Genomic DNA, 12,183 nt, shown 5'->3' on the forward strand with positions numbered 1-12,183 from the left:
CCTACTCCTGAATGCCACTTATGATAATTTCTATCATCTCCTTTAAAGCGCTATCATATGCAATTCCATTATCCACTAATTCAGGACTATCCAAAATTGTTCAAAAGTAGCCTGTACTATCGCTTTAAGTACAGGAATAGAAATAGGTTTAATCACGCCTTCCTCTATTCTTTGTTCTATAAGTTCAATAGTTTTATGCCAATCTGTTTCAATACGTGCTTTAATCTCACCATAAACAGCAGGAAACTTATCTTTTCCAGCATAAACTTTGCGCCAATCAATATGTATATAACTCTCTGGTAAAACAATTAAAATACGCTTTATCTTTTCTAAAGTACCTAAACTTTCATCTTCTAAAATCTGTATTTCGCTGAGTTTACTCATCTCAAAACAATAATTTACTGTTTCTATAAAAAGGGGTTCCTTATCATCAAACAATGCATAAATTGTCTTTTTACTCATTCCTAAACGCTTTAGTAAACATCTCTTTGATTGTGGCATTTTCTTTATGTATACTTTACTTTTCCTTTATATTAAACACCGTAACCATTAAAGAAAGTATGAAGAAAACTGCTATGATTGCTGAAAGAAGTAAAAAACTAATCTTTCGTCTTGAATGGCACCCCACATTTCATGGCCACCTACACGTTTAATCTTTAACTATTTTATCTACAATGGAACTTCTTTATTTTTTGTAGTTTCCTTGATTTTATCATTACATTTATGTCAATTCAATATACTTAATCACAAGTAAAAAAGCGATTTATTGTGTGTTTTACCCAATAAATCACTTTCAAATCTAGATTTCTTATTTGATATTATCTTAAAATAAGATTAGCCCACAAAAAGGCTAGTTTTTAAAACTCCTTTACATCATTATGGTATAATTAAGAAAAAACAAGGGGGAAATTTTTATGTTTCGTAAAAATACAGTTCAACAACTTAATCTTCAAGATTCAACAATTAATCTACCTAAATATCTTCGCAAAAATCTTGATAAAAGCTGGGCTACCCCTTTTAATCAATATATTTTTTGTAACATTAATGAAGAGCGCTTTGAAGTACTTTATAGTGATGAAGTTTCTGGACCAAATTCTCCTGTTAATATAAAAAACCCTTTTAATTATCAATAATATCTATCTAATAATTAAAAAGGTTTTTATTTAAATATATTTTTCATATTTAATATATTAACTAATTACATTTATTATATCCATCTTAACCTACTTGCATTTCAAGACGAAGTCTGTCTGCAATAAGCGCAATAAATTCACTATTAGTGGGTTTACCCTTACCATTGTTCACAGTATAACCAAAAAGCATATCTATTGTATCCATTTTTCCCCTTGACCAAGCAACTTCAATAGCATGACGAATTGCACGCTCTACACGGCTTGGTGTTGTATTATATTGTTTTGCAATATTAGGATAAAGTTGTTTAGTAATTGAATTTAAAATATCCATATCATTAATTACCATAATAATAGCATCTCTCAAATATTGATAACCTTTTATATGTGCTGGTACACCAATTTCATGAATTACACTTGTAACTTGTGTTTCTAAATTATGAGCAGTTGGCATACCTTTAGATTTAGGTAACAACTGTGTACTTGCTGCTACTTGAGTAGCCGCTGTAATAGGTGCTGTTACCTTGTTACTTGCTGTAGCTTTTAATTGACGAACACGATTAATAAGAGTATCCATATCAAATGGTTTAACAATATAATATTCTGCACCTAAAGAAAGGGCACGTTCTGTAATTTTATCTTGACCTACTGCTGAAAGCATAATAAAAAGTGGTCTTTTTTCAAAATTCATTGTTGCAACTCGTTCAAGAACACCTATACCATCTAAATAAGGCATAATAACATCCAATATTACGATATCTGGTTGATCCTCTTCTATTAATCTACATGCTTCTTCACCATTAGCTGCTACATTTACAACCTCCATATCCTCTTGTCTATTTATAAATTCTTTTAAAATGTCTGAAAAGTCCTTATTATCATCTGCGATTAATAATCTCATTTTTGACTCGAACAAAAATATCCCCCCATTTGTTATTTTTCTTAATTTTTATAACTTTTATACTATTCATTATATAATAAATTTAAAAAAATCAATACCAATATTTGTAATTTAGGTATTGATTTTACATATCCTCTTATCTTTTATCATTATTAATCATATTTTCAATAAAAATTCCATAGCCACGAGTAGGGTCTTGGATAAATACATGGGTAACAGCTCCAACCAATTGACCATCTTGAATAATAGGACTTCCGCTCATGCCTTGTACTATACCACTCGTAAGGCTTAATAGTTTCTCATCAGTGATTTTAATCACCATCCCCTTAGAAGGTGCATTACTATATTTACTCACTTTTTGAATTTCTACCTCATAAAGTGTAGGACCATCTTGTGTCAAATCAGCTAAAATACTTGCCTTTCCTTCATGTACTTTATCTTGCAATGCAATAGGCATAGGAGAAAACGTCAATGAATCTGAAAATTTTTTATTTAATGTACCAAAAATACCTAATGATGTATTTTCTATAACTTCACCATATACTTCTTTTTCATAATCAATAATTCCACTAATTTCTCCAGGCTGTCCTTTTGTGCCTTTTTTAATTTGTGTAATACTTGCATTAACTACATTTCCTTCTCTTATAGGCATCAATTTTTTAGTTTCTGAATCTGTAATCCCATGACCTAAAGCACCAAAATTTCTGCTTTCAGGTGTTACATAAGTAATTGTACCTATACCTTGTATACTATCACGAATCCATAAACCCACTTTATAACTATCATCTATAGGTGAATAAACTGGTACTAAATCAACTTGCTTAATTTCTTTATTTCTTTTAATTTCTAAATTAATTATCTTTCCTTTCGATTGCTCTATAGCCACTTTTAAATCTTCTTTTTCATTTAATACTTCATTATTACAACTTAAAATAACATCACCAGGTTCTATAATTCCTTTAGCAGGTGAAATATTCCTGCCATTGACTTCAAAATCACCTACTCCCAAAACTAAAATACCATCTGTACTTACATGAATCCCTACAATTTCACCACATGGAATTAACTTTTCATAGGGCACTGCTTCAACTGCTACGGTTTTTAGTGGAATAAATCCTAAAGATAACTTAACATCTAAATTACCCTCATCATTTATTGTCATATAAAATGGCTTACTTAAATTCACTTTTTCATCTTGAATTGGCTTATGGTTAACATCTTCAAGATGCAATTTTTTCACATCACTTTTAAAACTTGCTTCAAAAGGCATTTCGAAATTAAATAGATGTTCCTCACCTGCAAAAATTCTAACTTGTGTAGGTAAATAAAAATATGAGATTAAAAAAGGACTACTAATCATAAGTATGACTACAATTATAATAACGCTTACAAAAAATAATTTTTTACCTTTTGTTTTCATGTATTCACGTCCTACCTTTTTGTACTGTCATACTTTTAACTTAACCTTTTTACGAGTTATTTATACAATTTAATGAAATATCTTTTACTAAATAGTGCTATTCATTTTTATAACAAAAAAGATCTCACACATTGCGAGATCCTTTTCTTAAATATTTTGTTTATAATGATTTGCTAAAGCCTTAATTTCAGAAGCACTTTGAAGTGTACTTTGAGTCACTATACCACCCATCAACCTACAAAGCTCTTCATGTATCCTTGTTTCTTCCAGCTCTTCTAAATACGTAGTTGTTCGTTCATGATCTACACGTTTTTCAATAAGATAATGCGTATCTCCCATTGCTGCAATTTGTGGCAAATGCGTAATACATAATACTTGACGGTCTTTTGCAATCATTGCAAGTTTTTCTGCTACCTTTTGCGCAGCAATACCACTAATTCCAGTGTCTATCTCATCAAAGATTACTGTACTAATAGTATCACCCATTACAAGTACTGTTTTAATTGCTAGCATTACCCTAGAAATCTCTCCACCCGAAGCTATTTTTGAAAGTGGGTGCAAATCATCTCCTAAGTTTGTACGAATTAAGAATTCTACATCATTTTGACCATATATATTAAATGTATCTAATTCATTAATTGATACCTCAAACTTTGCATAAGGCATTTGAAGATCATGTAAATGGCTGTCAATTGCTACTTCTATTTTTTCAGCAATCTCTTTTCGCCCTTTAGAAAGAACTGCTGCTAATTCTTTTAACGTCGCTTCTAATTGTTCACGTTCTTCTATAAGGCGCTCTTTGTTTTGTTCACCATCTAACAATTCTTCTAATTCTTTTTCACACTCTGTCTTATAAGCCAAAATTTCTTCAATTGAATTACCATACTTTTGTTTTAAACGATAAATAACGTCTAAGCGTTGCTGTATTTCTAATAGTAATTCAGGTGAGTATTCTACTTCATCTGTATAACGTCTAATTTGATAAGTTGCATCTTGAAGCTCCGCTTGTATTGAAAGAAATTGTTCATATAAGCTTTTAATTTCGGCTGTAATGTTGCTAATATCTTGTAATGTTTGAATAGCTTGTCCTAATAATAATGTGGCACTAGCTTCTCTTTCACCATCTAATAGATTATATGCCTTTTGACATTGCACCATAATTTTTTCTGCATGAGAAAGCACTTCATATTGTTCTTTTAAATCTTCTTCTTCATGACATTTTAAATTAGCTGCCTTAATTTCTTCAATTTGGAAACTTAACATATCACGCATTTGTAAACGCTTACGGTCATTGTCTCCTATTTTATCAAGAGCATTTTTCACTTCTTGCCAACGCTCATATGTCTTACTATATTTCTCTTTTGCTACTATAAACTCTTTCTCTCCAAAGCTGTCTAATAGACGAATATGTGTTGCAATATCTAACAATGATTGTGGTTCATGTTGTCCATGAACATCGATAAGTAATGTAGATAGTTCTTTAATCACTTGACGCGTCGCAGAAGTGCCATTTATTTTATAGTAAGTACGTCCAGATTGATAGATACCTCTTTCAATAATAATTTCTTCATTTTCATAAGAAATCCCTTGTGTATCTAAATATTTAAGCGCTATGCCTACTTTATCTTTAAATCCTAAAACAACAAAGGCATAATCTTGTCCTTTTCTAATAATCTGCTTAGAGGTGCGATTTCCTATGGCAAATTGAATAGAATCAATGAGCATCGATTTTCCTGCACCTGTTTCACCACTAAAAATATTTAGCTTTGGATTAAGACTAAGCTGTACTTCTTCGATAAGTGCAATATTATTAGCTTTTAAATAGGTTAACACCGTTAGATTGCCTCCTTAAACTTAAGAATTTAAAATGTCTTTGAATTGATTCATCACTTCTTCTATGTGATCTAAATGTTTAACAGCACAGAAAATTGTATCATCTCCGGCAAGTGTACCTACAATCTCAGAAAAATTGAATGCATCTATTGCAGAAGCTACTGCATTCCCCATACCTGATAATGTACGAATAACTACAATGTTTCCTGCAAAATCCATACTTACAAAAGCATCTTTAAATACACGGATTACTTTTTCTGAAACTTGTTGTTCAAAATTTGCAAGGGCAACATACTTTTGTCCCCCATTACGACTTGCGACTTTTGTGAGTTTAAGTTCACGAATATCTCTTGAAACAGTAGCTTGTGTTACACTAAATCCTTCATTTTCTAATGCCTGTGCTAAATCTTCCTGAGTCTCAATATCTTGCTTTTGAATAAGCCCTAATATTGTCGACTGCCTTTGTTCTTTCATTCCCATAATGTTATCGCCTTCTTTCTACCATCTTATCCCGTAATATATCAAAAAATTTCCTATTTGAACACTTAATTAACTTTGTTACATAAGGTGACTTTTCAATTTTTATCACATGTTGAGGTGTTAAATACATTTTTAGTTTTCCATCAATACTAAGTGCCATTGTCTTATCTTGATCTTCTAATGTTCTAATCTCTACAACATCTTCTTTTGACACAACTACAGATTTTGAATAAAGTGTATGTGGACAAATTGGTGTAATAACGTAGGTGTTTGCTCCTGGGAGTACAATAGGTCCTCCTGCTGATAAATTATATGCTGTAGAACCTGTAGGCGTTGAAATAATAATCCCATCTGCAGGATACACATCACATAAATCTTGATTGACACTAATTTGAAAATCTACAATACGTGCAAAGCTACCACGTGTAACATTAATGTCATTTAATGCATGAAATACTTGTATATCCTCTCCTGGACCTGTTACAGTTGCACGAAGCATCATACGTTCATCAATAGTATATTCATCACGTAAAATCTTCCTAAATGCTTCTTCCATCTCTTGCACTTCAATATCCGCTAAAAAACCTAATCTGCCTAAATTAACACCTATAATTGGTACATTTCTAACGCAAGCATCTTCTGCTACACCTAAAATCGTACCATCTCCTCCAATAGCAATAATGCAATCACATTCTCGATATAAATTACTGCCTTCTAATATATCTACTTTTGTTTGAAGTGCTTTTGCTACTTCTTCCATAGCATATACTTCTAACCCTGCATTTTGAAGTGCTACTGCTATCTGTTCAGCTATACGAAAATCTTTATCTTTGAATTTATTAGGAATAATGCCTACTCGCTTCATCCTATCCCCCCACTTTATAAAGTTTGATGTGATGCTGTTACTATGTCATGAATGACTTTATCTTTATCTTCTGTAAAATCTTCTACTTGTTTCTTACTTAAATGGATAAGATACTCAATATTACCTTCTGGTCCTTTAATTGGTGAGAAATCTAAACCTAATACACCAAAGTTTAATGTTTTAGCAAAATCCCATACTTGATGAATAACTTGTTCATGTACTTTAGGATTTCTAACAACACCATGTTTCTCAACTTGTTCTCTTCCTGCTTCAAATTGAGGTTTAATAAGTGCTACTACTTCTGCATCTGAGCTTAAAAGTAAGCTTACTGGACCTAATACTTTAGTAAGCGAAATAAACGAAACGTCAATTGATGCAAATTCAATATCATCTTCTAGTCGATCACGTGTTAAATAACGAATGTTTGTTTTTTCCATACATACAACACGTGAATCTTGTCTTAACTTCCAAGCAAATTGTCCATACCCTACATCTACAGAGTAAACTTTAACTGCACCATTTTGCAACATACAGTCTGTAAATCCTCCTGTAGAAGCCCCAACATCCATACCTACTTTATTTTCTAAAGTAATATCAAAGTTAGCCATTGCTTTTTCTAACTTTAAACCGCCACGGCTTACATACTTCATTTTTTCACGTACTTCAATTGTACTACTACGTTTTACTTTAAGCCCTGGCTTATCTTCTCTTTGTCCATTAACAAAAACGACACCTGCCATAATATATGCTTTAGCACGTTCTCTAGATTCTGTTAATCCTCTTTCAAAAATAAGTACATCTAATCTTTCTTTACTATCTAATATTTTTTGATCAATGACAACTTCTACTGTCTCAGCTGCTAGTGCTTTCTCTAACGCTTGTTGTTCTTCTTCTCTGCCCTTCATCTATTTACTCGCTTTCTTCTATATGCTTTAAAATTTTTGTTTTTAATGAAACTGCATCTAAACCTTCTCGTTTAAGAACTTCACTTACTTCACCGTGTGAAATCATACCTGTTTCATAACCAAAGGCCTTTCCTTTAATAATCTTATTATGTGTCACAAAATATGCAAACACACTTTCGCCAAAGCCACCTTCTAGTATACCATCTTCTAAAGTGAAGAGGTAGTTATAGTCACTAGCAATCTGATTTAATCCTTTTTCATCTAATGGGAATAAACATGCGGCCTCAATAACTGCTGCATGAATTTCTTCTTCTTCAAGTAACTTGCTTACTTCTAAGGCTGTTACCATACTACGTCCACTACTTAGAATAGCTATATTATTACCTTGTTTTAATGTTTTCAAACACTTCCATTCATCTAAGTTAATATAGTCTCTATCAATATTATTTCCACCTCTAGGATAACGAATAGCTACTGGTCCTTCTAAACTTAATGCATATCGCATAGCTGCACCCATTTCTTCCGGTAGTTTAGGAGATAAAATCGTCATATATGGCATATTTTTAAGAAATGCTATATCATAAATCCCCTGATGTGTTGAACCATCTTCACCTACAATACCCGCACGATCTACCCCTAAAACAACAGGTAACTTTTGCAAGCAAACATCATGACTAATTTGATCATAGGCACGTTGTAAAAAGGTAGAGTATACTGCTACAAATGGTTTATAACCATTACTTGCCATCCCTGCTGCAAAAGTTACTGCATGTTGCTCTGCAATACCTACATCAAAGAAATGCCTAGGATAACGTTTTGCAAATTCTAATAAACCTGTTCCCTCTGGCATAGCAGCTGTAATTCCTACAACTTTAGGATTCTCTACAACTAACTCACACATTACCTGACCAAATGCTCCTGAAAAGGTTTGACTGCCTACCTTTTTAAGACTTTCTCCAGTTTCAATACAAAATGGAGAAACGCCATGGAAACTACTTGGTTTTTCTTCCGCTATACGGTACCCTTTACCTTTTTTAGTTTTTAAATGAATTAAAATTGGCCCAGACATAGATTTTACATTCTCAAAAAGATGAATGAGTTCTTCTAAATTATGTCCATCAATTGGCCCAAAATAAGTAAAGCCTAATTGTTCAAATAAAGTATTTTGAATTACAAAACTCTTAACACTTTCTTTAGTACGTTTAATAGTTTTAACCATATGATTACCTACTACAGGCACTTTATGAAGCACGTCTTCCACATCCGCTTTAACACGTAAATAATCTTGACTTGAACGTAAATGATTTAAGTATTTACCCAAGCCACCTACATTTTTAGATATAGACATTTCATTATCATTTAAAATAACAATAAGATTAGATCCCCCACGTCCAGCATTATTTAACGCTTCAAATGCCATACCACCTGTCAAAGCCCCATCTCCAATAACTGCAATAACTGCATAATCTTCTCCTGCTAAATCTCTTGCCTTAGCCATACCTAATGCCGCTGAAATAGATGTTGAACTGTGTCCTGTTTCAAAAACATCATGTTCACTTTCTCTACGTTTAGGGAAACCACTCATTCCGCCCATTTGGCGTAAAGTTTTAAAATCTTTTCTTCTTCCTGTTAACAGCTTATGTACATAAGCTTGATGCCCTACATCCCATACCATTTTATCGCAAGGTGAATCAAAAACATAATGTAATGCTAAAGTTAATTCTACAACACCTAAATTAGATGCTAAATGTCCTCCTGTTTTTGATAAAGATTGTACTAAAAAACTTCTAGTTTCCTTCGCTAATTGCTCAAGTTCCTCTGCATTTAAATTTTTAATATCACTTGGACTCTGAATCTTTTTTAGTAAGTCTAGCATATTCATTCCTCTCTCTTCTTAATATTCCTCAATCTATTTTATATTAACTTACCGAGTACTCCACTCTTCATAACTAACATACAATAATTTTATTCTCAATCTATCATCTTTAATTTTGCTACAAAAATGACAACCCAGGTAGATTGTCATTTTACTTTTTGCGCTTTTTAAATAACTTTTTACAATGATAAATTATAAGCCCTACATAATAGACAATATACCGTGCTCTTTCAATTGCAATGCTTTTACCTATAGCCTTACCACCTACTGTAAGTGCTGCTACAAAACCACTCATCGCAATAGATAAAAGTACGGATTTTATTCCAAAACCTTCTTCTATCGCTAGTACAATAGCTGTTGCTGTACTTCCTGAAATAATTCCTGCAATATCACCAATAACATCATTCATTACGTTTGCAACCATAGGTGCATTACGTACAAGCATAATGCTTTCTTGTGCACCTTTTACTTTTGCTGATGCCATAGAATGAAAACTTACTTCATCTACTGAAACAACTGCATTGCCTATACCATCAAATATAATCCCTATTAAAATAATGCTGCTAAGCATTAAAAAAGCAATAATTAATGATACATCTGTCAATAAAACTTCAAAAATATAACTAAAAAGCATTGCAATTGTAAATGTCATTCCAACTGTAATCCCTAATGATCTAGGGGTTTGCTTTTTAACCTTTACTTTCTTAAACTTTATTTTTTTGGCATACATGTACTCCTTTTACGTCGCTAATCACCCACTTCTCAAAATATAAGATAATAGTTACTGTAAATTTTGTGGCATATAGTCTAGCAGGATTTCCCAAGCAAGTACTTCTTTGTCGCCAAAGAAGCGGTTTCCCTTTAAACTCACCTCAATAAGCACAAAATAAATCCTATACTTTTTGCGCCAGATCACCTTAGTAACCACACTGTAATCCAATAACTCTCTCACAAAGAACGGTCTAGGAGTTTTCCTCAAAGCAATCTAACATGCTCCTATCCTCTTTTGCGAACCAGGTTTCTATCAACAATCAACTAAATCTTTTGGCCGAAAATTTAACTGTAAATTGATGTCCCCCCTTCTTCACTCAAGGCAGGCTACACTACCCACAGCTATCACCGCATGGTAGGTTTAATCCTAAGTCGTACAACATTCCCTTAAGAGTGTGCACAAGCATAGGTCTCCACGGTAAAAGGGTCAACGCCCATATGCCTTATGGATCGCCCTCAAACCTTAACCCCCAGTATCAGCCCATAACGGGGCGTTACAAGCCAACACCAGGAACTTCATCGATATGCCCTCAAACGGATTTTTAGGCCCGTCTTCAAAGCACCTCAGATTGACTAGAATACCGCATCTTATTTTTTGAAAAGCACGTCATCAGTCGCTTTTAAACATTATAACAATAAGCCTACGTTTTTTCAACGGTAGGCTTTATAGGAATGCACAAAGACCAACAACAATCCCTAAAATACATCCAGCAGCTACTTGAAGTGGTGTATGTCCTAAAATTTCTTTAAGACGCTGCTGTGCATCTAAACTAGGGTCTTCTAGTACTTTTATAATTTGATTAATCATTGCAGCTTGTTTACCTGCTTGTAAACGTACATTAGCTGCATCATACATTACAATAAAACTTAAAACTGCTGCAATTGCAAAATAACTGCTATCATAACCATTAACTTCCCCCACACCTATTGCAAGTGCTGTTACAAACGAGCTATGTGAACTTGGCATGCCACCTGATGCAACAAATTTTCCAAAGTCTATTTTACCCTCTTGTACAAATGTAATGATAAATTTTAAAAGCTGCGCAATAAACCAACTGAGTATTGCTACTCCTAGAATTCTATTTGCAAATAACTCTGCAATTGTGTTCATAACCCCACCCTCAATTTCTTCTTGTAATAAGCTTAACTGCTATTTCTTTAAGCAGCTGCGTATCTCCATCTATGTGCTCTAATACTTTGATTGCTTTTTCTGTAAGGTCTTGTGCAATTTTATAGCATTCTTCTACAGTATAAAAACTAAGGTAAGTTGTTTTATGATTTTTACTATCACTTTGAATCGTTTTTCCTAATTCTTCTATAGTTGATGTCTCATCAAGTACATCATCTATAATTTGGAATACCTTCCCTATATATCTACCATAGGCTTCTAAAGCAGCAATCTCCATTGCCGTTCCATGTCCAAGAATAGCGCCCATTTTAGTCGCTGCAGCTAAAAGTGCTCCTGTTTTATTAAGGTGAATAAGTTCTAATGCCTCTATACTAATTTTCTTATTTTCACTGGCCATATCTAAGATTTGCCCACCAACCATACCTTCAGCACCACTGGCCAAACTTAACACATGTGCTGCACGTACTTTTGACATATCTTCAGATATAAGTGCATCTTCTAACATAAGATTAAAAGCTTCTGTAAGAAGTGCATCTCCTGCTAAAATGGCAGTAGCTTCATCAAACTTTTTATGATTTGTGAGTTTTCCTCTACGATAATCATCATTATCCATAGCTGGTAAATCATCATGAATAAGTGAATATGTGTGTATCATCTCTATTGCACATAAAAACTTACTAATATCCTCTTTGCCCCCTACGCTTTCATAAGCTAGTTGCATAAGTACGGGTCTAATACGTTTACCACCAGCTTGTAAGCTATAATCCATAGCTTCATAAAGTCTTCTAAAATGATTTTCACTTGAAGACGGTAATGCTGAAGCTAAATACACATTTACTTTGTCCCTATATGCTGTATAATCTTGTGCCAAAC

Annotated in this window: 12 protein-coding genes; 1 reads left to right on the top strand and 11 read right to left on the bottom strand. The window is 33.1% G+C overall.

Annotated features, from left to right (window positions below):
* Nucleotides 1–75: 75 nt before the first annotated feature.
* Nucleotides 76–462, bottom strand: coding sequence for a TetR/AcrR family transcriptional regulator (locus tag JCM14822_RS02030; RefSeq protein WP_054739186.1), 387 nt, complete (start codon nt 460–462; stop codon nt 76–78).
* A gap of 452 nt (nt 463–914) precedes the next feature.
* On the opposite strand from JCM14822_RS02030, the gene JCM14822_RS02035 reads away from it, so the two are divergent.
* On the top strand, nt 915–1,133 hold the full coding sequence (locus tag JCM14822_RS02035) for a hypothetical protein (protein WP_054739187.1): 219 nt from the start codon (nt 915–917) through the stop codon (nt 1,131–1,133).
* 85 nt (nt 1,134–1,218) lie between these two features.
* Here JCM14822_RS02035 and spo0A read toward each other — a convergent pair whose 3' ends face one another.
* The 10 genes from spo0A to JCM14822_RS02090 all read right to left on the bottom strand — a co-directional run bounded on the left by spo0A (nt 1,219) and on the right by JCM14822_RS02090 (nt 12,181).
* On the bottom strand, nt 1,219–2,031 hold the full coding sequence (gene spo0A / locus JCM14822_RS02040; RefSeq protein WP_083461217.1) for a sporulation transcription factor Spo0A: 813 nt from the start codon (nt 2,029–2,031) through the stop codon (nt 1,219–1,221).
* 136 nt (nt 2,032–2,167) lie between these two features.
* Nucleotides 2,168–3,451: a SpoIVB peptidase gene (spoIVB, locus tag JCM14822_RS02045; RefSeq protein ID WP_054739190.1), complete on the bottom strand. Its 1,284-nt coding sequence runs from the start codon at nt 3,449–3,451 to the stop codon at nt 2,168–2,170.
* A gap of 147 nt (nt 3,452–3,598) precedes the next feature.
* Entirely contained in the window at nt 3,599–5,284 is a 1,686-nt protein-coding gene (gene recN / locus JCM14822_RS02050) for a DNA repair protein RecN (RefSeq protein WP_054739192.1), read from the bottom strand.
* Between the two features lie 21 nt (nt 5,285–5,305).
* Nucleotides 5,306–5,758: an arginine repressor gene (gene argR / locus JCM14822_RS02055; protein WP_054739264.1), complete on the bottom strand. Its 453-nt coding sequence runs from the start codon at nt 5,756–5,758 to the stop codon at nt 5,306–5,308.
* 10 nt (nt 5,759–5,768) lie between these two features.
* Nucleotides 5,769–6,629 (bottom strand): NAD(+)/NADH kinase, encoded by an 861-nt coding sequence (locus JCM14822_RS02060; protein WP_054739194.1) that lies wholly within the window; start codon nt 6,627–6,629, stop codon nt 5,769–5,771.
* A 14-nt stretch (nt 6,630–6,643) separates the two neighbouring features.
* Nucleotides 6,644–7,534 (bottom strand): TlyA family RNA methyltransferase, encoded by an 891-nt coding sequence (locus JCM14822_RS02065; protein WP_083461218.1) that lies wholly within the window; start codon nt 7,532–7,534, stop codon nt 6,644–6,646.
* Nucleotides 7,535–7,538: 4 nt separating this feature from the next.
* Complete coding sequence (dxs, locus tag JCM14822_RS02070) at nt 7,539–9,410, bottom strand: 1-deoxy-D-xylulose-5-phosphate synthase (RefSeq protein WP_054739267.1); 1,872 nt, start codon at nt 9,408–9,410, stop codon at nt 7,539–7,541.
* 151 nt (nt 9,411–9,561) lie between these two features.
* A complete protein-coding gene (locus JCM14822_RS02075; RefSeq protein WP_054739195.1) occupies nt 9,562–10,140 on the bottom strand; it encodes a hypothetical protein in 579 nt (192 codons plus the stop codon).
* 705 nt (nt 10,141–10,845) lie between these two features.
* Nucleotides 10,846–11,292 carry a divergent PAP2 family protein gene (locus tag JCM14822_RS02085; RefSeq protein ID WP_054739197.1) on the bottom strand — a complete coding sequence of 149 codons (447 nt, stop codon included), beginning with the start codon at nt 11,290–11,292 and terminating at the stop codon, nt 10,846–10,848.
* A 10-nt stretch (nt 11,293–11,302) separates the two neighbouring features.
* Nucleotides 11,303–12,181, bottom strand: a complete 879-nt coding sequence (locus JCM14822_RS02090; RefSeq protein ID WP_054739198.1) for a polyprenyl synthetase family protein — start codon at nt 12,179–12,181, stop codon at nt 11,303–11,305.
* Between the last annotated feature and the right edge of the window lie 2 nt (nt 12,182–12,183).

Origin of the sequence: Cellulosilyticum ruminicola JCM 14822, assembly GCF_001311925.1 — a bacterium.
In the GTDB taxonomy this organism is placed as follows: domain Bacteria; phylum Bacillota; class Clostridia; order Lachnospirales; family Cellulosilyticaceae; genus Cellulosilyticum; species Cellulosilyticum ruminicola.

Bases quoted from the DNA above. Each gene is read 5' to 3' on its own strand.
- spoIVB (WP_054739190.1), bottom strand. From the start codon at position 3,451: ATGAAAACAAAAGGTAAAAAATTATTTTTTGTAAGCGTTATTATAATT.
- JCM14822_RS02065 (WP_083461218.1), bottom strand. From the start codon at position 7,534: ATGAAGGGCAGAGAAGAAGAACAACAAGCGTTAGAGAAAGCACTAGCA.
- argR (WP_054739264.1), bottom strand. From the start codon at position 5,758: ATGAAAGAACAAAGGCAGTCGACAATATTAGGGCTTATTCAAAAGCAA.
- JCM14822_RS02060 (WP_054739194.1), bottom strand. From the start codon at position 6,629: ATGAAGCGAGTAGGCATTATTCCTAATAAATTCAAAGATAAAGATTTT.
- JCM14822_RS02075 (WP_054739195.1), bottom strand. From the start codon at position 10,140: ATGTATGCCAAAAAAATAAAGTTTAAGAAAGTAAAGGTTAAAAAGCAA.
- spo0A (WP_083461217.1), bottom strand. From the start codon at position 2,031: ATGAGATTATTAATCGCAGATGATAATAAGGACTTTTCAGACATTTTA.
- JCM14822_RS02030 (WP_054739186.1), bottom strand. From the start codon at position 462: ATGAGTAAAAAGACAATTTATGCATTGTTTGATGATAAGGAACCCCTT.
- JCM14822_RS02085 (WP_054739197.1), bottom strand. From the start codon at position 11,292: ATGAACACAATTGCAGAGTTATTTGCAAATAGAATTCTAGGAGTAGCA.
- dxs (WP_054739267.1), bottom strand. From the start codon at position 9,410: ATGCTAGACTTACTAAAAAAGATTCAGAGTCCAAGTGATATTAAAAAT.
- JCM14822_RS02035 (WP_054739187.1), top strand. From the start codon at position 915: ATGTTTCGTAAAAATACAGTTCAACAACTTAATCTTCAAGATTCAACA.